This window comes from [Actinomadura] parvosata subsp. kistnae (assembly GCF_900323885.1).
Lineage (GTDB): Bacteria > Actinomycetota > Actinomycetes > Streptosporangiales > Streptosporangiaceae > Nonomuraea > Nonomuraea composti.
In genome coordinates, this window is the sequence record NZ_OOHJ01000023.1 from 476,694 (window position 1) to 498,788 (window position 22,095).

15 protein-coding genes and 1 pseudogene are annotated in these 22,095 nt (G+C 73.4%); 10 read left to right on the forward strand and 6 right to left on the reverse strand.

Annotated features, from left to right (window positions below):
• The first annotated feature begins 91 nt into the window (after positions 1 to 91).
• The gene (locus tag KIS93_RS53665) at positions 92 to 931 is read left to right on the forward strand and encodes a GDSL-type esterase/lipase family protein (RefSeq protein ID WP_080037646.1); all 840 of its coding nucleotides are present in this window, start codon (positions 92 to 94) and stop codon (positions 929 to 931) included.
• A gap of 10 nt (positions 932 to 941) precedes the next feature.
• Here the strand turns inward: KIS93_RS53665 and KIS93_RS53670 are convergent, their stop codons facing one another.
• Positions 942 to 1,655: an HNH endonuclease family protein gene (locus tag KIS93_RS53670; RefSeq protein ID WP_222107992.1), complete on the reverse strand. Its 714-nt coding sequence runs from the start codon at positions 1,653 to 1,655 to the stop codon at positions 942 to 944.
• Positions 1,656 to 1,983: 328 nt separating this feature from the next.
• Here KIS93_RS53670 and KIS93_RS53675 point away from each other — a divergent pair, with 328 nt between their 5' ends.
• The gene (locus KIS93_RS53675; protein ID WP_080037648.1) at positions 1,984 to 6,516 is read left to right on the forward strand and encodes an nSTAND1 domain-containing NTPase; all 4,533 of its coding nucleotides are present in this window, start codon (positions 1,984 to 1,986) and stop codon (positions 6,514 to 6,516) included.
• Positions 6,517 to 6,658: 142 nt separating this feature from the next.
• Here KIS93_RS53675 and KIS93_RS53680 read toward each other — a convergent pair whose 3' ends face one another.
• The gene (locus tag KIS93_RS53680) at positions 6,659 to 6,964 is read right to left on the reverse strand and encodes a hypothetical protein (protein WP_080037649.1); all 306 of its coding nucleotides are present in this window, start codon (positions 6,962 to 6,964) and stop codon (positions 6,659 to 6,661) included.
• Positions 6,965 to 7,081: 117 nt separating this feature from the next.
• Between KIS93_RS53680 and KIS93_RS53685 the strand changes: the two genes are divergently transcribed.
• The 8 genes and pseudogenes from KIS93_RS53685 to KIS93_RS66675 all read left to right on the forward strand — a co-directional run bounded on the left by KIS93_RS53685 (position 7,082) and on the right by KIS93_RS66675 (position 14,965).
• Positions 7,082 to 7,459 (forward strand): YbaB/EbfC family nucleoid-associated protein, encoded by a 378-nt coding sequence (locus KIS93_RS53685; protein ID WP_080037650.1) that lies wholly within the window; start codon positions 7,082 to 7,084, stop codon positions 7,457 to 7,459.
• Entirely contained in the window at positions 7,460 to 11,452 is a 3,993-nt protein-coding gene (locus tag KIS93_RS53690; protein WP_080037651.1) for a hypothetical protein, read from the forward strand.
• Complete coding sequence (locus tag KIS93_RS53695) at positions 11,449 to 11,961, forward strand: hypothetical protein (RefSeq protein ID WP_080037652.1); 513 nt, start codon at positions 11,449 to 11,451, stop codon at positions 11,959 to 11,961. The genes KIS93_RS53690 and KIS93_RS53695 overlap by 4 nt, the downstream gene beginning before the upstream one ends.
• Positions 11,962 to 12,038: 77 nt before the next feature.
• Positions 12,039 to 12,506, forward strand: a complete 468-nt coding sequence (locus KIS93_RS53700; RefSeq protein WP_080037653.1) for a fluoride efflux transporter FluC — start codon at positions 12,039 to 12,041, stop codon at positions 12,504 to 12,506.
• The gene (gene crcB, locus KIS93_RS53705; RefSeq protein WP_080037654.1) at positions 12,503 to 12,859 is read left to right on the forward strand and encodes a fluoride efflux transporter CrcB; all 357 of its coding nucleotides are present in this window, start codon (positions 12,503 to 12,505) and stop codon (positions 12,857 to 12,859) included. Before KIS93_RS53700 ends, crcB begins: the two co-directional genes overlap by 4 nt.
• A gap of 109 nt (positions 12,860 to 12,968) precedes the next feature.
• Entirely contained in the window at positions 12,969 to 14,027 is a 1,059-nt protein-coding gene (locus KIS93_RS53710) for a class I SAM-dependent methyltransferase (protein WP_080037655.1), read from the forward strand.
• 24 nt (positions 14,028 to 14,051) lie between these two features.
• A pseudogene (locus tag KIS93_RS63985) lies at positions 14,052 to 14,536 on the forward strand (S1C family serine protease); the annotation flags it as partial.
• A gap of 213 nt (positions 14,537 to 14,749) precedes the next feature.
• A complete protein-coding gene (locus KIS93_RS66675; protein ID WP_335673940.1) occupies positions 14,750 to 14,965 on the forward strand; it encodes a PDZ domain-containing protein in 216 nt (71 codons plus the stop codon).
• On the opposite strand, the gene KIS93_RS53720 is transcribed toward KIS93_RS66675, so the two are convergent.
• The 4 genes from KIS93_RS53720 to KIS93_RS53730 form a co-directional block, all read right to left on the reverse strand.
• Positions 14,966 to 16,258 (reverse strand): glycosyltransferase family 4 protein, encoded by a 1,293-nt coding sequence (locus KIS93_RS53720; RefSeq protein WP_080037657.1) that lies wholly within the window; start codon positions 16,256 to 16,258, stop codon positions 14,966 to 14,968. It lies immediately after the preceding gene.
• Between the two features lie 165 nt (positions 16,259 to 16,423).
• Complete coding sequence (locus tag KIS93_RS53725) at positions 16,424 to 19,564, reverse strand: S41 family peptidase (protein WP_080037658.1); 3,141 nt, start codon at positions 19,562 to 19,564, stop codon at positions 16,424 to 16,426.
• 83 nt (positions 19,565 to 19,647) lie between these two features.
• Positions 19,648 to 19,770 carry a hypothetical protein gene (locus tag KIS93_RS68030; RefSeq protein WP_268966942.1) on the reverse strand — a complete coding sequence of 41 codons (123 nt, stop codon included), beginning with the start codon at positions 19,768 to 19,770 and terminating at the stop codon, positions 19,648 to 19,650.
• 101 nt (positions 19,771 to 19,871) lie between these two features.
• Positions 19,872 to 21,884 (reverse strand): elongation factor G, encoded by a 2,013-nt coding sequence (locus tag KIS93_RS53730; protein ID WP_222107995.1) that lies wholly within the window; start codon positions 21,882 to 21,884, stop codon positions 19,872 to 19,874.
• Positions 21,885 to 22,095: the final 211 nt, after the last annotated feature.

A 22,095-nucleotide genomic window follows, 5' to 3' on the forward strand; every position in this document is an offset into this window, starting at 1 on the left:
TGTCAAGCGGCGATATGAAGTCGGTCCTGAACTGGCAGACCTTGCCCCGAGGCCATGGTGAGCCGATCATCGGCTCCCTACCTTGGAGCCCATGATCGCTCGCCTGGGGCCCGCGCTGGCCGCCGCCGTCGTCCTCACCGCTTCGGGCCCCCTCCCCGCCTCCGCCGCCTCCGCGCAGCCCGTGCCCCGCGTCATGGCCGCGCTCGGCGACTCCATCTCCACCGGCTTCAACGCCTGCGGCTTCTACGTCTCCTGCACCGCCCGCTCCTGGTCCACCGGTGACAACGGCGAGGTCGCCAGCCACTATGCCCGCCTGGCCAAGCTCTCTGGAACGCTCCACAACCACAACCTCACCTTCGCCGCCCCCGGCGCGACCAGCGCCGACCTGCTCGGGCAGATGCGCCAGGCGATCGCGGCCAGGGCCGACTACGTGACGATTCTCATAGGCGCGCAAGACGCGTGCACCCGTACCGAGCAGGCGATGACCCCCGTCGTCACCTACCGCAAGCGCCTCGACGCGGCGCTGGCCGCACTGCGCTCCGGCGTGCCCGGGGCCCGCGTCTTCTTCGCCAGTGTCCCCGACGTGCGCCGGCTGTGGCAGGTCGGCAAGGACAACGCGCTGGCGCGCACGTTCTGGACGACCGCCCGCCTGTGCCAGTCGATGCTGGCCGCTCCCTCCTCCACCGCGCGCGCCGACGAGCAGCGCCGCTCCCGGGTGCGGGCCCGCGTGATCGCCTACAACCGGGCCGCCGCCGGGGCCTGCGCCGCGTACGGGCCGCGCTGCCGCACCGACGGCGGAGCCGTCTTCTCCTACCCGTTCACCCTCGACCACGTCAGCAAGTGGGACTACTTCCACCCCAACACGGCCGGGCAGAAGGTGCTGGCCGAGCGCACCTTCACGCGGGGCTTCACCTGGATCGACCCGCGATAGCCGCCCCCGGTCACCGGCACTGCGCCAGCATCGTCTTCTTGTCGGGCGGCGTGACGGGAATGTCGTACTTGAGCGCCACCTGGGCCCACCGGGTGACGTAGGCGCAGCGCACCTCCCGGCGCGGCGGCAGCCAGCTCGCCGGCCCCGAGGCGTCCTTCTGCTCGTTGGCGTCGCCGTCGACGGGCAGCAGGTTCAGCGGGTCGTTGGCGAAGTCGAGCCGCTTCGCCATCGGCCACTTCGGCGCGCCCATCCGCCACCCGTAGTTCAGCGGCACCACATGATCGACCTGCACCTCGTCCGCGTTGTCCTTGTGCCAGTAGATGAGCCGCCCGGTGTAGGGGTCGGTCAGCTCCATCGAGACGACCTCGCAGTCGGAGCCCGCCCTGAACTTCACGTTCCGCCCGTCACGGGCCAGCAGGTCGTCGCGGGTACGGCAGCCGTTGCGCGCGTACGGCACCCCGATCGCGTCGTCGGCCCAGTTCTCGCCGTACCGGGTGCGCTCGTAACCGGTGTTGGGGCCGAGCGCCTTGACCCGCAGCCGCTTGATGAGCCCCCGTGCCTCCGACTTCTCCGCGTCGGAGACGATGGGTGCCAGACCCGGCAGAGTGCCGCTGACGTTGCCCAGAGGGCTGGCCGCCGTCGCCGGCGGGGTCTTGGCACTGCCGATGAAGGAAACGACGATGACGGCTCCGGCAAGGAGCGCCACAGCGTCCTTGGTGCTCAAGCGCGCCTCCATGAGCTCCAGGTTGTCTAGAGAATTTCCCGGCATCGGCTGTTTTGACACAGGGAGGGTTGTGTGACGTCTCGTCGCCGGCCTTCCGGAATCGCGCGAGCGTGTTCTCGCGCAAGGCGTTGCGGCCGAGCGTCCGCGCCGCCACAGCGTGAGCTTGTTCGGCCAGGTGCACACTGGGGATGAGAGGGGCGGCAATGGCGGAGCGGGAGACGATCGGCGTGGCCGGGCAGAAGCAGCCCTACGGCCGCGGCGGCCGGAGCGTCAGAACCCCGCGGGAGACGAGGCGTGATGCCGGCCGCCCCGGATGCGATACCCCTATGTGAGCGATGAGCGGGACGGGGCGGATCCGTCGGCGTCCATGCGCGGCGGCGTCGCCCGGGCGATGCGTTCGGCCACGGCACGGGCCCGGGAGTGGACCCCGCCGGCGCTGCTCGCGGTGCTGTCGGCCGGGGCCTTCGCGCCGCTGCTCGTCCCGGCGCTGGGCGGTTCGGCGCTCGCCGTGGCCGCGATCGGGGCGGTCACCGCGGTCGGTGGGAACCTGCTGACCGACGTGGTGCGGGCCGGCCTGGACAGCCTCAGACGCGCGGGCGGCGAGCCGTCGCGGGACGCCCTCGAGAACGAGCTGGAGCGCCGCATCCGGGAGGCGCTGGAGGCCGGCGGGCAGGACGCCACCGAACTGCGCGCGGAGATCGCGCGACTGCTGCGCGAGCACGGGCTGGTCGGCGCGGCGATCGAGGAGGCCGTGCGCACCGGCAACCGGGAACTGCAGGTGGCGCTGGCCGAGGGGCTCTCCGAGCTGGGTGCCGAGTTCACCGAGTTCGCGTTCGTGCTGTCGGAGGTGGACGACCGGCTGAGGTCGATCCGCGAAGGCGTGGACCAGCAGCGGGCCCAGCTGCAGGTGGCGGTGGGCCTGCAGTACCGGCAGGCGACCGACACCCGGCTGCTGCTGGAGCAACTGGCGGTGATCGAGAGGCGGACGCGGCGGGCGGACGCGCCGCAGGAGGCAGGCGGGCCGGGCTGGTCCGGCGGGAGCCCGTACAAGGGGCTGGCCACGTACACGGAGGCGGACGCCGGGGTGTTCGCCGGGCGCGAAGTCGTCACCTCGCAGCTGGCCGGCATGCTGTCCGAGCGGCTGGCCGGGCCCGGCCTGGTGGTGGTGACCGGCGCGTCCGGAGCGGGCAAGTCCTCGTTGCTGCGCGCCGGGCTGTTCGCGGCGATCGCCCGCGGCGACCTGTCCGGGCAGGCCCGGCACTGGCCGCGGCACGTCCTGGACCGGCCGACCCGCTCTCCGCTGTCCGTGCTGGCCTCGCTGCTGGCGGGGCTGGCCGGGCTGGACGCCCCGACGGTGCTGGCGGCGCTCCGGCGTGCCCCGCAGGACGCGTCCCTGCTGGCCCGGCAGGCGGTGGACACCGACGCGCGCAGGCGGGAGCTGCCCGCCGAGGTCACCGCCGGCTGCCGGCTGATCCTGGTGGTGGACCAGTTCGAGGAGGTGTTCGCGGACGAGAGCGAGGAGGCCGCCGCCGAGCGGGCCGCGTTCGTCACCGCGTTGCACGCCGCCGCGACCGTCCCGGCCGGGGCCGCCGGCCTGCCCCCCGCGCTCGTGCTGATCGCGGTCCGGGGCGACGTGATCGACAAGTGCGCCGACCACCCGGAGCTCGTGACCGCCCTGCGGGAGGGGCCGTTCGTCCTCGGCCCGATGACGGAGCCCGAGCTGCGGGCCGCGATCACGGTGCCGGCCCACGCCGCCGGGCTCGACGTCGAGGCGGGCCTGGCCGACACGATCCTCGGCGAGCTGCGCTCCTCGTCCGGCACGTTCGACGCGGGCGTCCTGCCGCTGCTGTCCCAGACGATGCTCACCGTCTGGGAGCACCGCGAGGACCGACGGCTGACCCACCGGGGATACGCGGTCACCGGCGGCGTCACCCATGCCGTCGCGAGCAGCGCGGAGGCCGCCTATGACAGCCTTGACCCCAGCCGGCGGGAGCTGGCCCGCCGGCTGTTCCAGCGGCTGACCGCCGTCTCGGGGGAGGCGCGGCTGACCCGCCGCCCGGCGACCCGCACCGCCCTGACGCAGCTGGACGGCGGCGCCGCGCTGGACGAGGTGCTGGAGGTGTTCGCCCGGCGCCGCCTGATCGTCATCGACGCGGGATCGGTGCAGATCGCCCACGACGCCCTGCTGCAGCGCTGGCCCCGCCTGCACGGCTGGCTGGAGGCCGACCTGGCCGGGCACGCCCTGCGCGGCCAGCTGCTGGAGGACGCCGAGGACTGGGAGCGGAACGGCCGCGACCCCTCGTACCTGTATCGGGGCGAGCGGCTGGCCGCCGTCCTGCACGCCCGGACACGCTGGCAGGACGGCCCGCTCGCCGGCGCCCCGCGCCTGTTCCTGGACGCCGCCGTCCGCGCGGACACCCGCGGCAGGCGGCAGCGGCGCCTCACCCTCGCCGCCCTGTCGGCGCTGTTCCTGGCCGCCCTCGTCCTCGCCAACGTCGCCCTGGTGCAGGGCGGCGCGGCGCGTCAGCAGGCCACCCTGGCGCAGGAACGGCTGCGCGTCGCCCTGGCCCGGCAGCTCGTCGCCAAGGCCGAGGCGGCTCTGGGCTCCGACCCCAGGACCGCGCTGATGCTCATGGTCGCCGCGCACCGTGTCCACGGCGACGCCGAGACGTACTCCTCGCTGCAGGAGGCGATCACCACCACGCCGTACGCCGGGCAGCTCACCGGCGTGCGCGACCAGGTCCACTCGCTGGACTACTCCGCCGACGGCCGCCACCTCGCCGCCGGCTTCACCAACGGCACCATCATGCTGTGGGACGTGCGCGACCCGCTGCGGCCCCGGCAGGCCGGCGCGCCGTTCATCGCCTTCGAGTCCCCCGCCACCGTCACCTTCTCGGCGGACGGCGGTCGCCTCGTCACCGTCGGCTCCGGCGGCGAGGTCGTGATCTGGGACCTGCGCGACCCGGCGCGCCCCCGCAAGCTGGGCACGCCGGTGGCGGGCAAGAGGTACCGCCAGGGCGGCGCGTGGGTGTCGCCGGACGGCGCCGTGCTGGCCACCTCATGGAAGGACCAGCCCCGGCTCCAGCTCTGGGACCTGCGCGAGCCCGGCCGGATCCGCAGGCTCGGGCGCGCGATCGACGTCAACGGCGGGGAGGTCTCCGCCCTGGCGTTCTCCGCGGACGGCGCCACGATCGCCGCCGGCGGAGGCGGCGAGAAGCCGGTCACGCTCTGGGACGTCGGCGGACGGAAGGCGCCGCGGCTGCTCGGCCGCATCCCGCCCCCGCACAGGGACCTGGTGGACAATCTCGCCTTCTCGCCCGACGGCAGGATGCTCGCCGTGAGCGGGACGCTGCGCGGCATCGCGCTGTGGAACGTGAGCGACCCGGCCGAACCGCGGGCCGCCCGTGACGTCGTCCGTGTCGCGTTGGGCTCCCGGGTGCGGTTCTCCCCTCGAGGCGCGACCCTGGCCACGACCGGCGGCCGCGACACCGGCCTGCTGCTCTGGGACGTCACCTATCCGGACTTTCCCAACCGGACCGAACGGCTGGTCGCCGGGCGTAACGACACGACCATGACGTTCTCCCCGGACGGCGGCATGGTCGCCAGCGGGAGCGAGGACGGCCACGTCACCCTCTGGAACCTGGACCGCGCCGGCCGCCCGCGCGCCTTCGGCCGCCCGTTCGTGGGACACCAGGAGGGCCGCTACCCCGACATCTACGGCCTGGCCATGTCGGCCGACGCCACGATGGTCGCGACCAGCGGCCGCGACAGCACCGTCGAGGTATGGGACATCGCCGACCGCGCCCGGCCGCGCCGGCTGGCCGTGCTGAAGGGGCACACCGGCGAGGGGATCGAGGGCGTCGCCTTCGCCCCCGACGGCAGGATCCTGGCCACCGGCGGCGTCGACCAGAACGTCTTCCTGTGGGACCTGACCGACTGCGCCCGCCCCCGCCGCCTGCGGACCGCGCTCACCGGGCCGACGAACATCATCCGCTCCCTGCTGTTCACGGACGGCGGCAGGACGCTCATCGTGGCCGGCGACCAGGCGACGATCTTCTGGGACGTGCGGGACCCCGCCCGGCCCCGGCAGATCGCGCACGTCCTCGACGAGGAGGGCGTGCTCGCCATCCGGCAGGTGAGGGACGGCCGCGTGCTGGCCGTCGTCCGCGGATCCGGCACGTACGCGACGCCGGCCGTCGCTCAGCCGGCCGTCTCACCGACTCAGACAGGTGGCTCCAACGGTGCCGCCGAGGCGCGGCCCGGCCGACCGACGGACGGGCCCGGGGATCCGGACGGCGCCCGGCTGTGGGACCTCACCGACCCCCACCACCCTCGCCGCGTCGGCCCGGCCCTCGTGGGCCACGCGGCCGAGGTGCAGAGCGCGGCGCTGTCACCGGCGGGCGACCTGCTCGTCACGGGCGACCGCGACGGGGTGGCCATCCTCTGGGACGCCGGTGACCCGGCCCGCCTGCGGCGCCTCGGCGACCCGCTCACCCCGCACGGCAGCCTCATGTCGATCAACATGGCGTTCGCTCCCTCGACCGACATCATGGCGACGGGAGGCATCGACGGCAACGCCTACCTGTGGGACCTCGGCAACCGGATCCTGCCCCGGCGGCTCGGCACGGCGCTGGCCGACAACCTGGACACCGTCGGGCACCTGGTGTTCGACCGCGAGGGGGAGCTGCTGGCCACCGCGGGCGCCAGGGGCGACGTCGTCCTGTGGGACCTGCGGCCGACGTACGCCCTGCGCGCCCACCTCGACGAGACGGTCTGCCTGGTCACCGGCGGCGGCCTGGATCGCGACCAGTGGGGCCGCTACCTGCAGGCGCTGCCCTACCGGGACACCTGCCCCCCGTGACGGGTTCCCGGCCGCGTCCGGCGCGTGAGCCGGTCGTGATCGCGAAACGTCACCGGAGCCACCTGGCCCTGGTCGGCTCTCCCCGGCAGGCGTCGAGCGGTTGGACGTCGCCGTCCAGTGGCCGAACGCCGTCCCACCGTCGTCAGCCGCGGATCGTCGAGGCGTCGTCGCCGTCGCGGTAGGTGCGCAGTGCGCGCAGCAGCCGGGACTCCTGCCGGCCGAGCGCGCCGGCCAGCAAATCCAGGCCGGCGCCGATGGCGTCGAGCCGGGTCCCGCGCGCCTGTCGGTAGCCGCGGCCGTAGTCGTCGTCGCCCACGGCCGTGCGGGCGGCGCTCGCGGACGTCTCGTAGCGGGCGCCGGTGCCGGACACGCGGCCCGCCACGTCGCTCGTCCCGCGCGCCAGGCGGCGCAGCTCGCTCTTGCTGTAGACGACCCCGTCGAACTCCATCAAACAGCAGCGTAGCCCGTTATCGCCCGCTAAATGTGGATCTAGGCCGCGAAAGTGGGAGAGGATGGGACAGTCTGGAGGCCCTTGAGGTTCGAGTGGCGGATGTGGAGTCGGCGAATGGCGTCGGATGAGCAGTGGCGGCTGCTGGAGCAGCTCGTCCAGGAGGTCGACCAGCAGACCGAGCAGCTCAGACGGATGCAGGAGAGGATGCGGGACCTGTCGGCGACGGCCACGTCGAAGGACGGCATGGTGACCGTCACCGTCGGCCCGCGCGGCGAGGTGCGCACGATCGACCTCGACCCGCGCGTCTACCGCAAGCTGTCGCCGTCGGAGCTGTCCGACACGATCGTGGCGCAGATCGGCGACGCCACCCGGCAGGTCTCCGGTGAGCTGAAGGAGCTGATGGCGCCCCTCGTCCCTGACCTGCCGTTCGAGGACCTGTTCGGGGACGGGACCGGCTTCGAGTCCTTCCTGCCCCGGCCCGGAACGTCCTAGATGGGGCTCGACCTCAGCCGGGTGCCCGAGGTGGTCAGGCCGATCGCGCAGCCGCTGACGGGCGGGGCGCTGCCCGAGGCCGACGTCGCCGGGATCATCGCCGAGGCGCGGACCATGGAGGAGCTCGCCGACACCCTGGCCGAGATCAGGGCCGACGACGCGGGCGCGGTCATGCGGCTGCTGCGCGACGGGGTCTGGAAGGGGGCCGCGAAGGAGACGTTCGAGCAGGTCTTCGCCGCTCTCAGCGGGAACGACGACAGGCCAGGCTCCCCGCAGGCCCTGCTCGACCTGCTGGAGCAGGCGCTGCGGGAGGAGGCGCGGTCGCTGCGCGAGCACGGCGTGCGGATGCAGCACACCGAATGGATGATCTACGCGTCGCTGGCGCTGCTCGGCGCGATGATCGTCAGGCTGCTGGTCTGGATCTACGTGAACGGCCCCGCCGTGCTCGGGCTGATCCAGCACCACACGCTGCTGACCAGGGTGAGCATCCAGACGCTGAAGCGGCTCGTCCTGATCGACATGCTGCGGTTCGGCGGCATCATGGGCGGCCTGGACCTCGGCGTGCAGGTGGCCCAGCAGCTCTGGGGCGTGCGTGAGGCGGGCGACTTCGACTACGCCTCGCTGGCCATGTCGGCCGGCAGCGGCGCGCTGACCGGGGCGCTCTTCGCCGGCGCGAACGCGGGGCTGTCGCGGCTGCTGAGCCGGGAGATGGTGTACGTCGCCTCCAAGACCGAGCTCGCCGTCCGCGACAAGGTCGTGGCGCTCGGCCAGAGCATGTACGGCCAGGCGCTGCTGGGCGGCGTGACGGGCACCGCCGGCGCGGTCCCCGGGCTGGCGCTCAGCGGGCAGCTCGACGCCGCGCACCTCGGGTACACGTTCCTGTCGGGCGTCGCGGGCGGCCTGGACGTGCCGGCTTCGGCCAGGGTGAGCTACCGGCCGCTGCCGGACGCCGCCGAGCTCGGCGGGCGGCCCGGCGGCTCGCCTCCCGGGCCGCACGACGGCACGACCCTCGCCCGTCATGGGCAGGACCCGCCGCACGACGGCGGCATCGGGTCGGTCGGTGACCGCTCGCCTTCGCCGGCGGGCGAGACGGGGAGCGGCACGCTTCCGCCGCCTCGGGGCGAGACGATCGTGGGCGAGGTCGTCCGGCGCCGCGACACGCCGCTACCTCCCTCACCGACGCACGTGGCGGGCGGATCAGTGGAGCGGCCTGCGTCCGGTCCCGCCGTCGCCGAGCGCGGTCCGGTGCACGTCCCACCGGACCGCGGCACCCACCCGGTGCCGGACCAGCAGGCGTCCACGACTGCCCGGCCGCATCCCGGACAGTCGGAGCCGCCCCCGGTACCGGCGGCCCGCCCGGCCCCCGGTGACCGCCTGTCCGACGGATACGCTCCCATCGCGGATCCGCGCCCGCGCAACTTCGCCGAGGCCGCGGCGATCGTCCACCGCTGGACGCCCGGCGACGGCGCGCAGAACCGCATCGAACAGCTGCTCAACGGCCGGCACACGGACGACGGCCCGCCGGACCCGCAACTTCTGGAGCACGGCCGGCACATCATGCGGGGCCTGCCCGTCCAGGACCGAAGCGACGCGACCGCCGCCACGCTGGCCACGATGAGCACGAGCCTGCGCGCGGAGAACGCGACCAGGGCCGTCGACGACCTGGCGACGCAGCTCTTCGGCGCGCGCCGCGACATCGACGCCCTGGTCGACCTCTACCGCGAGGCCCAGAGCCAGGGCATGGCCCCGGAGGCCGCCCGCGGCCGCGCCGAGGTGGCCGACGTGCTCGCCAGGACGATGGCGGCGGATCGCCACCGCTGGCTCGGCCACCTGCACCGGGCCGTGCTGCCCACCACGACCGCCGGGGACGCGCGCGCGGCCGGGATCATCGTGGAGGCGATGGGGCCCCTGGTCACGGCGAGCACGGTCAGCGCGTTCACCCGGCCCCTGATGCAGAGCGCCGGGGTGCAGACCGTCGGGCAGCTGCTCCCGCTCGTGCGGTCGGCGCACGACCACGGCTTCCTGCCTGCGGCGACGACCGGGGAGCACGCCTTCCAGGAGGCCATGCGGAGCTTCCGGGAGACCGATCCGCGGCTGTGGGACGGCCTGCTGGTGGCCGACAACTACAACCTGACCGGCCTCGGCGACGACGGCACCCGGCTGCTCGCGTCCCTGAACGACATCGTGCGGCATCCGGAGACGGGCATGGGACGGCGGGTCGTCCTGCCGCTGGAGCGCCTGGCCACGGAGGTCGGCCAGGCGGGCTCGGTCGAGCAGCTCCTCCGCCTGGCCGGGGACGCGCCCGGCTCGGCGCACGCCGCCGGCGTGCGCGAGCTGATCGAGCTGCTGACCGCGCACCGGTCGCGGGACCCCTACCTGTGGGACGGGCTGCGCCTCGCCACCGAGTACGGCCTCCCGCGAACGGCCGACGCCGAGGCGCGGGCGCTGGCCCGGCTCGCCGAGATCACCGCCGCGGAGTCGCCGTCCCGGATCTGGGTGTTCGACCCGCTGCGCCGCCTGGCCGACCAGGCGGGGCTCGGCCACTCCGTGGAAGAGCTGGCCCGGCGGACGGCCGAGGCCGGGCGGAGCGGCCTCGACCTCTTCGGCCCGATCGACCGGCAGCAGGTGCTGGACGCGTTGGCGCCGTCCCGGGCCGTGGGCGAAACCCCCGCACCGCGCGTGGACGGAAGCAGCACCCCGAACGGGTGGGGGAGCCCGAGGAGCCTGCACGACCTGTCCCCTTCGGCCGTGCGGGAGGCCAGGGAGGCGGCCAGCGCGCACCACGCCCAGGCCCAGCGGGAACACCACCAGAACCGGTCGCGGTTGCGCCGCGCTCTGGCGCCAGCCTTCGGCACGGACCCGCGGATCATCGCCGAGCGGCGGATGATCGCCTCGCTGGAGGCCCGCGCGCGGGCGTGGCAGCGCTGGCCGGACGCGCCCGAGGTGTCGTTCACCCGCGACTTCGCCGCCTACAGAAGGGCCTACGACCGGGCGGTCGCGCGCGGCCTCGCGGGCGAGGAGGTGATCCCCTACTTGTACGAGAACGCCACCGCCTCCCTGGGAGCGCGCGACGGCGGGCGCGGCTTCGGCCTCGAGATCGAGTACGACCTGCCGGGCGGCGTCATGACCGACCGGGCGCTGGCCATTCCCCGCGCCCTGCACGACGCCGGCCTGACGGCCGACGCCTCCGCGCACGCCTACCACACCTCCAGGGACAGGGGCTACCGCTCCGGCCCGCCCGGCGGGCGCGGCCTGTGGCTGCTGGAGAAGGACGGCACCGTCCTGGGGGAGCTGGTCTCGCCCATCCTGTACGACGAGCCGGAGACGTGGGAGAACCTCCGCCTGGCCTGCGAGATCATCCGGGCACACGGCGGCGTCGCGAGCGTCAGGACGGGCGGGCACATCCACGTGAGCACGCACGACTACGACCACATCGTGGCGAACTACACCAGCGTGCTGGACTACGCGGGCCGGCACACCGACACGCTCTACCGGCTCGGGCACAATCCGGAGCAGGAGGGCCACCGGGGGCAGAAGTGGTGCCGCCCCCACCCGCCGCCGTCCACGGGCTACAGCTCGATCGCGCAGGTGACCGGTGTGCACGGGCGCGAGTCGGCGGTGAACACCTTCGGCGTGGCGGGGCGGCCGACGGACCACATCGAGTTCCGGATGTGGGACGGCTCGCTCGATCCCGCCGTGATCCAGTCGCAGGTGAAGGTGTCGCTCGCGCTGGTCGAGGCGGCGTTCCGCAACGCGATCCTGGACCTGCCGCCGAACGACGGCCGGCACGACGCCCTGGGCGCCCACGCCGGGCTGCGTCCTTTCGGTTCGGCGGCGGACGCCACGCCGGAGGGCAGCCTGTCCTTCAGGCGGCTGATGGACGAGCTCTTCTGGCGCGCCGCCGACAAGGAGCAGCTCACCGCCCTGTACGCGATCACGCGCTGGGCCGATCCGCAGGAGGACGAGTCACCGGACGGGACACCGGCCCCATGACCGTGATCATTCGCAACGTCCCGGAGGCCGAGGCGCCGCCCCCGGCACCGGTGAACGCGGCGGGCCGTCCCTACCGCTACGAGATGATCCACGCGGGCGGCGCCCTGCGCGGCTACGCCGACGAGCCGTCCGAGCTCGTCGGCATGCTCGTGCCCGGCTACCCCGGCCTCGCCACCGCCGCCGAACGGGCGGCGGCGCGGCTGGAGCTCGCCCTGGACGTCCAGGTCAGGCTGCAGGCCCGGCTCGCGGCCGGCCGGCTCGAGGCATGCGCCGAGGCGGAACGCGCGGTGCTGCTCGGCGGCCGCCACGAGCCCCCGGCCCCGGCCAGCTGGACGGCCCCGGTCCCGCTCGTCCTGGTCGCCTCCTTCTACGCGCCCGACGGGGCGCTGCCGAGACCGTCCGGCCCTGCGGAGCTGCAGGTCTGGCTCGACCCGGCCGACGACTGGACCCTGCTGACCACTTTGCACACGGCCGGCGTGATCACCGTGGGCGCCCGCGACACGACCTGATCGCACACACAAGCCCCGTATGAGCTGCTACCGGGGCGGGCACGTCCCTCCGTGCACCTGGAGGTAACGTGCCCGATATGACTGATCGTCCCATCGATCCGGACGTCGATCTCCACGTGCCGGCCCAGCGGGCCGAGCTGCACTGGCCGGTGCCGGCCGCGATCGCGGCCGGCGGCGCGCTCGGCGCGCTGGCCCGCCACGCCGCGCAGACGGCGCTGCCGGTCGAGGTCGGCGGGTTCCCGTGGGCGACGTTCCTGGTCAACGTGTCCGGATGTCTGCTCATCGGGGTGCTCATGGTGACGATCACCGAGGTGCGGCGGGCACATCGGCTGGTCCGGCCGTTCCTCGGGGTGGGGGTGCTGGGCGGCTACACGACGTTCTCGACGTACGTGGTGGACGTGCAGCGGGCGGTCGCGGCCGGCGCGCCGGTGACGGGGCTGGTCTACCTGGCCGCCACCATGCTGGCGGCGCTCGCGGCCGTGGCGGCGGGCATGTGGCTGACCCGGCGCGTCGCCGGCGTCAGGGCGGGGGCGGGCGCGCGATGACGGTGCTGCTCATCGTGCTGGGCGCGGCGGTCGGGGCGCCGCTGCGCTACCTGGCCGACCGGGCCGTGCAGGCGCGCCACGACACCGTCTTCCCCTGGGGGACGCTGACGGTCAACGTCGCGGGGTCGGCGCTGCTCGGGTTCCTGGCCGCGCTGCCGGCGCAGGGCCCGGTGATGGCGCTGGCGGGCACGGGGTTCTGCGGGGCGCTGACGACGTACTCGACGCTGGGCTACGAGACGGTGCGGCTGGCGGAGGAGGGAGCCCGCTTCCACGCGGTGGCCAACGCGGTGGCCAGCGTCGTGGCCGGGCTCGGCGCGGCCTACTGCGGGGCGGCGCTGGCGCAGGCGCTCTGAGCCCCGCCCGCTGGAACGGCGGGGCACCTGATGGAACGGGATGGCACGCCTCCAGGGAAAACGGGGGCGGCACGGCCGGTCGCCGGTATCCACCAGGGAGGACACGACGATGAACGAAGAACGCCTCATGGAGTTCCTCGGCAGGTTCGTCAGCGACGTCGGCGCCACCATCACCGCGGGCGGCGTCGTCATCGGCGACCGGCTCGGCCTCTACCAGGCACTCGCCGACCGGCCGCACCTGCCGGACGAGCTGGCCGGGCGCACCGGCACGGCGCCGCGCTACGTCGAGGAGTGGCTGCGCGGCCAGGCGGCCGGCGGTTACGTCGAGTACGACGCCGCGACCGGCCGCTACTTCCTGACCGAGGAGCAGGCGTACGCGCTGACCGACCCGGACGGCCCCGTGCTCGGCGGCTTCCAGCTCGCGCTCGGCGCGCTGAAGGCGGAGCCGCGGATCACCGAGGCGTTCCGCACCGGCAAGGGGTTCGGCTGGCACGAGCACGACGGGGACGTCTTCGCCGGCTGCGAGCGCTTCTTCCGCTTCGGCTACACCCACAGCCTCGTCGGCGAGTGGCTGCCCGCGCTCGACGGCGTCGAAGGCGCGCTGCGCTCCGGCATCAGGGTCGCCGACGTCGGGTGCGGGCACGGCGCCTCCACCACGATCATGGCGCAGGCGTTCCCGGCCTCGGCGTTCGTCGGCTGGGACTACCACGGCGCGTCCGTGGGGGAGGCCCGCCGGCGGGCCGAGGCGCTCGGGCTGGCCGGGCGGGCGGAGTTCCGGGTGGGCAGCGGGCAGACGTTCGACGGCGGGCCGTACGACCTGGTGACCACGTTCGACGCGCTGCACGACATGGGCGACCCGCTCGGCGCCGCCCGCCGGGTGCGCGAGCAGTTGAGCGACGACGGCACCTGGATGATCGTGGAGCCGGCGGCGGGCTCGTCGCTGAGCGAGAACCTCAACCCGGTGGGCCGCGCCTACTACGGCTTCTCGGCGTTCCTGTGCGTGCCGAACGCGCTGTCGCAGGAGGGCGGCTACGCGCTGGGCGCGCAGGCGGGCGAGGAGCCGGTGCGGCGGCTGGCGGCCGAGGCCGGGTTCGGCCGGTTCCGGCGGGTGGCGCAGACCCCGTTCAACATCGTCTACGAGGCACGCCCCGGAGGAGTTACCGTGTAAGCAGGTAATCATCTGGAGGCTTCCATGGCGGACCCCCTCGACGCCTACTCCCAAGTCGTGACCTCCGTGGCGGCCGAGCTGCTGCCCAAGGTGGCTGGCGTGCGGACCCGCCAGGGCAGCGGGTCCGCCGTCGTGTTCACCGCCGACGGGTTCCTGCTGACCAACGCGCACGTGGTCGGCTCCGCCCGCTCCGGCACCGTGTCGTTCGCCGACGGCTCCTCCGGCGAGTTCGAGGTGGTCGGGCGGGACCCGCTGTCGGACCTGGCGGTGATCAGGGCGCAGGCGGCCACGCCCCGCCCGCCGAGCTGGGCGAGAGCGACGCTCTCGTGGTGGGGCAGCTCGTCGTCGCCGTCGGCAACCCGCTCGGACTCACCGGGTCGGTGACCGCCGGCGTGGTGTCCGGCCTCGGGCGGTCGCTGCCCGCGCGCAGCGGCGCCGGCATGCGGCTGATCGAGGACGTCATCCAGACCGACGCCGCGCTCAACCCCGGCAACTCCGGCGGCGCCCTGGCCGACTCCCGGGCGCGGGTCGTCGGCATCAACACGGCGGTCGCCGGCATCGGCGTGGGGCTGGCCGTGCCGGTGAACGGCACGACCCGCTCCATCATCGCGGCCCTGATCAGGGACGGCCGGGTCCGCCGGGCGTTCCTCGGCCTGGTGACCTCGCCGGCGCCGCTGCCCGAGGAGCTGCGGCGGCGCACCGGGCAGAGCGCGGCGCTGCGCGTGGTCGAGGTGGTGCCGGGGTCGCCGGCGTACCGGGCCGGGCTGCGGGCCGGCGACCTGGTGCTGAGCGCCGGGCGTACCCCGGTCGGTGACGCGCAGAGCCTGCAGCGGCTGATGTTCGCCGAGGCGATCGGGCGGCCGCTGCCGATCACCGTCTACCGCAACGGCGCCCTGGTCGACGTCATCGCCGAGCCGGTCGAGCTGACCGGCGTGTGATCACGGGCAAGGGGGCGGCAGCTCGGGCGAGGTGGCCGGGCGGGAACGGGCCTCGCGCCGGGCCAGCAGGTCGGCCAGCAGCGCGTCCCACTTCTCGCCGATGACGTCCACGTCGTACGTGCGGGCCGTCTCCAGCGCCCGCGCGGCCAGGCCGCGGCGCAGCGGCTCGTCCTCGATGACCCGGATGATCGCCTCGGCGAGGTTGGCGTTGGTCCGCGGCTTGACCAGCAGCCCGTCCACCTCGTGCGTGATCATCTCCTTGGGCCCGTGCGGGCTGTTGAAGCTGACGATGGCCAGCCCCTTGGCCATGGCCTCCAGGATCGTCATGGGGAAGCCCTCATGCCGCGAGCTGAGCACGTAGATCGACGCCTTCTCCAGCTCGGCCCCCACGTCGCTGGTCGGCCCCGGCAGCTCGACCTTGCCCTCCAGGCCCGCCTCGGCGATCTGCTGGCGCAGGTTGGCCTCCTGCGGCCCGGCGCCGTAGATGCGCAGCGTCCAGTCGGGGTGGGCGGCGGCGACCGTCTCCCAGGCGGTGATCAGCCGGTGGAAGCCCTTGATGCGGGTCATCCGGCCGACCGCCACGGCCACCTTGGAGTCGAGCTTGGAGACGTCGCCCGACATCGGCGGCACCGCGTTCGGGATGCGCGTCAGCTTGCGCGGCTTCTTCGGCAGCGTCTCGCGGTAGTCCTTCAGGTCGGCCTTGGTGAGCGTGACCAGGGCGTCGAGGCGGCGGTAGCGCCACTTGATCAGCTCCTGGACCGGCTCGGGCTGGGTGCGCAGGGCCACGTGCTCCTGCCCGATCGTGATCACGCCGGGCTGCGCTAACTGCGCCATCGCCAGGTTCAGGCCCGGCCGGGTGGCCATCAGCACGCCGGTGTCCAGGGAGCGGATGTAGCGGGCCAGCTTGAAGTCGGTCCACAGGTTGAAGCGGTGGTAGGCGTTCTCCTCCTTGGGGATCAGCTTGCTCGGCATCTTCGACAACATCGCGCGCAGCGGGTCGTGGCCCGGGTCGAGCCGGTCGTCCAGGAAGCGGAACTTCACGCGCGGGTCAATCGGGAAGAACGGCTCCTCCGCCTCCTTCAAGATGGAGACGATCTCCACGTCATGGTGCTCGGCCAGGTAACTGGCCAGGTTGAACACGGTCCTGATCGTGCCGCCCATGCCGTAGGCGTGCAGCAGCAGGATGCGGACCTGCCGGGTCGAGGGCGGCGGCGCGCTGCTCGCCTTGCGCCTGTTGTATCCCCGGTACAGCCGTCGCATCGCCGACTTGCCCTTGCGTGCCAGTGCGCGCACCTGACAGATCCCCCTCAGTAGCGGAAGCAGTCTTCTCAACACACGTGGCCGGTGGTGAGAACGGTTACCTCACCACCGGCCCATTGTCTTTCCGTCGGCGGAGTGCATGTTGTTCATCCCCGATGCACTATCCCCACCTATGATCTTTAGACGCCGGAAAGGTGATTAAGGTTGCATGCGCGGCCTGTGCCGGGGATCGGGCGTGTGCGGCGGGTGTTGGGCCAGCAGTTCCAGCGTGACGTCGATGGCCCGTTCGAGCTGCGTGTCCACACCTCTGGCGTAGTCCTGCGGGGTGATGTCCACCTCGATGTCGGGATCCGTCCCGTAGTTCTCCACCTGCCAGCCCACGTCGTCGAAGGCGAAGGAGAACTCCGGCTGCGTCGTCACCGTCCCGTCGGCGAGCGTGTGGCGCGGCCAGATGCCGATCACGCCGCCCCACGTGCGCTTGCCGACCAGCGGGCCCAGCTTCAGCAGCTTGAAGGTGTGGCTGAAGATGTCGCCGTCCGAGCCGGCCCACTCGTTCGTGATCGCCACCAGCGGGCCGCGCGGCGACTCCGGCGGGTACGGCTCGGCGTCGCCCCACCGCGGGTAGTCGTAGCCCAGCCGCCGCCTCGACAGCTTCTGCAGCAGCAGCGACGACACGTGCCCGCCGCCGTTGAAGCGCACGTCCACGATGAGCGCGTGCCGGTCGTACTCGGCCAGGAACCCCCGGTGGAACTCCCCGAACCCCTCTGTCCCCATGTCCGGCACGTGCAGGTAGCCGATCCGGCCGCCGGAGCGCTGGTGGCACCGGGCGCGGTTGAGGTTCACCCAGTCGCGGTAGCGGGCCGGCCGCTCGTCGGCCAGGGCCTTCACCGTGACGGTGAAGACGCGCTCCTCGCGGCGCAGAGTCAGCTCCACCTCCTCGCCGGCCTGGTTGACCAGGCGCTCGTTCGGGGTGGCCGTCCCCACGCCGATCGGGGCGCCGTTGATCGCCAGGACCGCGTCACCCGTACGGACGTCCAGCCCCACCCGGTTCAGCGGCGAGGTCGCCTCCGGGTCCCACGGGTCGCCCGTCACGATCGCGGCGATGTGGTAGACGCCGTCCACCAGCCGCCAGTCCACGCCCAGCTTGCCCTGGCTGTAGTCGGGGCCGGGGCGGTACTCGCCGCCGCTCTCGTACGCGTGGCTGGTCGCCAGCTCGCCGTGCAGCTCCCACAGCAGGTCGGAGAACTCGCCCCGGGTCGTCACCCGCTCCACCAGCGGCCGGTACCGGTCGTACACGGCGGCCCAGTCGACGCCGGCCATGTCCTCGGTCCAGAAGTTCTCCCGCTGCAGCCGCCACGCCTCCCTGAACATCTGCCGCCACTCCGTCTCCGGGCACACCGACACCTTGATGCGCGACAGGTCCACCCAGCCGCTCTGCCGCCCCGGGGACTCCTCCTCGCCCGGCACCTCGCCCGCCTTCACCACGCGCAGCCTCGACCCCGCCCGGTACAGCAGCGTCTTGTGGTCACGCCCCAGCTCGAACCCGCACACCCCGTCGGCGAACGTCTCGCTCTCGCCCTTGGCGAAGTCGAACAGGTGCAGCGTGTCGTCCCCGTGCAGCGGGCTGGTCAGGATCAGCGCCTTGCCCTTCAGCCCCGCCACCTGCTCGTAGCGGCCCTCCGGCAGCGGGAACGCGGTGACCCGGCGGCTCAGCCCGTCCACGTCCACGCGCAGCGGCTCCGGCTCGTCCCCGTCCTCGCCGTCCTCGCCGTCCTCCGCGTCCTCGTCGTCGTCCTTGTCGTGCAGCGGTCGCGGCCTGGGCACGAACGGGTCCGGCACGTCCGCGCGCAGCGCCACCGCGTACGGGCGGGTGCCCAGCGGGAAGCCCAGGTCGAACTGGAGCTGGTCGTAGACGGGGGAGAAGGCGCGCTGGCCGATGAAGTACAGGTACCTTCCCAGGGGGTCGAAGGCCGGCATCGAGTCCTTCAGCACCGGCTCGCTGGCCTGCGCCGTCCGTCCCGTTCCCGGATGGTGCAGCTTGATCGCGGTGGTCTGGGCGTTCAGCGGGCTCGCGTACGCCAGCCACTCGCCGTCGTGCGACCACGCCGGATCCTCCGGCGGCCCGTGCGGGTTCGCCTCCACCAGCTCAGAACGCCCGCTCTCCAGGTCCAGCAGGTGCAGCTCGTGGCGGTGGTTGACGACCGCGACCCGGTCGTGCGCCGGGTCGGGCACCAGCTCGTTGATCCGGCCCAGCCGGGCCACCTCCGTGCCCGGGCCGCCCTCGCCGCCCTCCAGGACGACCAGCTTCTCCTCGTCGCCGTCGTCGCTGGCCGCCGCGATCAGCCGCACCCCGTCGTTCAGCCAGGTCAGGAAGCGGTAGCGGACGCCGTCGGAGGAGCCGTGCTGGCGTACCGGGCCCTCCCAGTTCGCCATCGCGTACGCCTTGCCGCGCGCCGTGATCGCCAGCGCGCTGCCGTCCGGGCTGAGCGTGGCACTGTCGAGATAGTCGGCGGCCTCGACGAACCTGCGGTTGCGCTGGGTCCTGGAGCTGGCCAGGCGCACCTCCAGCCGGTGCGGCGGCTCGCCCGGCTCCAGCAGGTACAGGTCCGCGCCCGCGTGGTAGACCAGCCGCCGGCCGTCGCCCGACAGGTTGCGGGCGTAGTAGTCGTCGTGATGCGTGTGCCGGCGCAGGTCCTGCCCGTCCGGGGTGCACGAGTAGACGTTGCCGACACCCTCATGATCGGAGATGAAGCACACCCGGTCGCCGCTCCAGCAGGGCGCGGCCAGGTTGCCCGGCAGCCTGATCAGCCGCCCGAACTCGCCGTCGCCGCGCCGGTCGATCCACAGGTCGCCCACCGTCCCGCCGCGGTACCGCTTCCAGCGCGCCGGATCCGCCGTGTTGCGGCCCAGCACGATCATGTTCTCCGGTCCGTACGCGATCTCGTTCGCCGGCCCGTACGGCAGCCGCTCCGGCACCCCGCCCGGCGCCACCCGGTGCAGCCACTTTCGGCCCTCGAACGGCTGGGACTGGTCGCTGGCGTACAGGATGCGGCCCTGCGGATCCCATCCGGTCACCGTGCAGCGGGCGCCGTGGAAGGTCACCCGGCGGGCCGCGCCGCCGCCGGACGGCATCACATACACCTCTTCCTGGCCCTCCTCGCGGCCGACGAACGCCAGCTGGTCCCCGCGCGGGGAGATCCGCGGGTAACCGGCCTCGGCGAGCCCGGCCGTCAGCCGGAACGCCCGCCCGCCGCGGGCCGAGACCATCCACAGGTCGTCCTCGGCGGCGAAGACCACGACGTCCTGGAAGACGGTGGGGAAACGCAGGTAAGCCGACATGGCAGCTCCACTGGTCGATCGGACAGCCGGGGCACCCCGCGGGCCGCGGCCGTCCGATCACGTCACCGTCGGGCGGCCGATGCTCAGCCTTCGTCGGTGCCCTTCCGGCCTTCCCGCTTCGTCTCCTTGGCCTGCCGGTTCGTCTTGATGGCCTGCTTCTTGGACTTGCCGGACTTGGACGCGGGTTTCTTCTTCGTGTCAGCCATTGGAATTCCCCCCTGTAACGGACGAGATGCACCTGATTGGTACACCAAGCCCCTTAATACCCATCTAGCGCCGAAACCCGACATACCACGTATCCGGGTCGTCATCTGAGGGGACGATCACCTGCGGGCTCCGACCACCACACCCCCTCCCCATGCGACAACCCGGGCAGCCGCCGCTCCACCTCGTGCACCACCGCCGCCGGGATCTCCCCCTCCAGCACCCACCCCTCACCGTGCCGGCGCGCGTCCCGCACCTCCCCGCCCAGCCCGGCGAGCTGCGCCGACACCGGCCCGAACGCCTCCAGCGGCACCTCCGCCTCGAACCGGTGACACGGCTCGTACACGACCGTGCCCGCCCGGCGCAGCGCCCGCGCGAGCACGATCGGCGTACGCCGGCGAAAATCCCCCGCCACCGTGACGGGTGAGGAGTAACCGGTCCTGGTCAGCGTCACCAGCACGTCCGTCACCGGCCACCCGTGCGGCCCCTCCCGCAGCGCCAGCCGGACGCTCTCCTCGATCGCCCGGTGAAAGGCCAGCGGCAGCGACCCCAGATCCACCTCCAGCCGATAACCGACCCCCGACCCTCTGGGCGCGGGCTCGACCCGCAGGCCGACGGTGGCCATGAACGCGTTGCGACCCTGGCGCTGCATCTCCTCGACCGCCTCGCCGGTGCCCGCCGGGCGCTCGAAGTACACGGGGCGGCTCGGCTCGAACACCGCCTCCACCCCGAAATCCCGCGCCAGCGTCTCCCCGATGACCTCCTTCTGCACCTCGCCATAGAGCAGGACCGACGTGTCGCCGCCGGCCAGCGTCCGGGTGCCGATCAGCGGGTCCTGCTCGGCCAGCGCCAGCAGGGCGGCATGCAGCCGCGGCTCCTGCCCGGGGACGCGCGGCCTGACCACCGTCTCCAGGCTCGGCGGGGTGAAATGCCGCGCCACACCCGCCCGCTCCGGCTCGCCGAGCCGGTCGCCGACCCGGATCTCGGGCACCCCCCACACCTTGACGATGTCGCCGGCCAGGGCCCGGGTCTCGCGTGGATCACCCGCCACGGCCAGCGCGGTCAACCGGCCTTCGTACGCATGCGGGCCCGGCCCGCCATCCACGTCCCCGTCGCCGCGCCGCCTCGTGCCGGCGGGGTTGCCCGCCCCGTGGTTCATGCCCGCCTCGCCATCTGCCCTCGTACCGGCAGGCTTGCTCCCGGCTGGAGGCTTGCTCGCGGCGCCGCCGCTCTGCCCCTGTCCCCGATAGAACGTCAGCGGCTCCCGCACCCGCAACACCCCGGACCGGACCCGCACATAAGCCACCTTCTCCCCGGACGGCGCACGCTCGATCGCGAAAACCGTGCCCACGGCCGGGCCCTCCTGGGCGACCCGCGGCACGGCGGGGAAGAACTCGGCGACGGCGTCCAGCAACTCGGGCAGCCCCTGGCCGGTGATCGCCGAGCCGAACAGCACCGGATACGCCACACCTTCACCGCACTGCCGCGCCAGCACCGCCCGCACCGCCGCGTCATCGGGCGCCTTGCCCTCGACGAGCAGCTCCAGCAGCTCGTCGTCCCGCTCCGCGAGCACCTCCGCGGCCTCGTACGGATCGGCGACGGGACGGGTGACGGCGCGAGGACCGCCGATGCCGTCCACGGTGTTGAGCGGGACGCAGGACGGCCAGAGCCGGCGCCGGATGTCGGCGAGGAGGTCGTGCTCCCGAGCCCCCGCCCGGTCGATCTTGTTCACGAAGATCAGGGTCGGCAGGCGCAGCTTGCGCAGGGTCCGCATCAGGACCCGGGTGTGCGGCTGCACCCCCTCGACGGCCGACAGCACCAGCACGGCGCCGTCCAGCACGCCCAGCGCCCGCTCCACCTCGGCCACGAAGTCGGCGTGCCCGGGCGTGTCGACCAGGTTGACCCGCAGGCCGCCCAGGACGAAGGAGGCCACGGCGGTGCGGATGGTGATGCCGCGCCGGCGTTCGATCTCGCCGGTGTCGGTCTGCGTGCTGCCGTCGTCTACGCTGCCGAGCCGGTCGATGACGCCGGTCTCGAACAGCAGCCGCTCAGTGAGGCTGGTCTTTCCCGCGTCCACGTGCGCGAGGATGCCGATGTTCAGGACATGATCGATCAAGGAGCCCTCGGGAAACTCTCGTCCGGATGCTGTGCTGGGAGATTCCGAGGTCGCGCCGCATCCCAAGCTCCTTGATCGCCGTCCGATCGTGCCCGGCCATCCTGCCACCGGGCTCGCCACCCGATCCAACGATTTTCCGCCTCACGCGTCCCCACCTCACGCGTCCCCGCGCGACGCGTCCCCACCTCACGCGTCCCCACCTCACGCCCCC

Bases quoted from the DNA above. Each gene is read 5' to 3' on its own strand.
- KIS93_RS53680 (WP_080037649.1), bottom strand. From the start codon at position 6,964: ATGGAGTTCGACGGGGTCGTCTACAGCAAGAGCGAGCTGCGCCGCCTG.
- KIS93_RS68030 (WP_268966942.1), bottom strand. From the start codon at position 19,770: ATGGCTGACACGAAGAAGAAACCCGCGTCCAAGTCCGGCAAGTCCAAG.
- KIS93_RS53695 (WP_080037652.1), top strand. From the start codon at position 11,449: ATGACCGTGATCATTCGCAACGTCCCGGAGGCCGAGGCGCCGCCCCCG.
- crcB (WP_080037654.1), top strand. From the start codon at position 12,503: ATGACGGTGCTGCTCATCGTGCTGGGCGCGGCGGTCGGGGCGCCGCTG.
- KIS93_RS53690 (WP_080037651.1), top strand. From the start codon at position 7,460: ATGGGGCTCGACCTCAGCCGGGTGCCCGAGGTGGTCAGGCCGATCGCG.
- KIS93_RS53685 (WP_080037650.1), top strand. From the start codon at position 7,082: ATGGCGTCGGATGAGCAGTGGCGGCTGCTGGAGCAGCTCGTCCAGGAG.
- KIS93_RS53710 (WP_080037655.1), top strand. From the start codon at position 12,969: ATGAACGAAGAACGCCTCATGGAGTTCCTCGGCAGGTTCGTCAGCGAC.
- KIS93_RS53700 (WP_080037653.1), top strand. From the start codon at position 12,039: ATGACTGATCGTCCCATCGATCCGGACGTCGATCTCCACGTGCCGGCC.
- KIS93_RS53665 (WP_080037646.1), top strand. From the start codon at position 92: ATGATCGCTCGCCTGGGGCCCGCGCTGGCCGCCGCCGTCGTCCTCACC.
- KIS93_RS53725 (WP_080037658.1), bottom strand. From the start codon at position 19,564: ATGTCGGCTTACCTGCGTTTCCCCACCGTCTTCCAGGACGTCGTGGTC.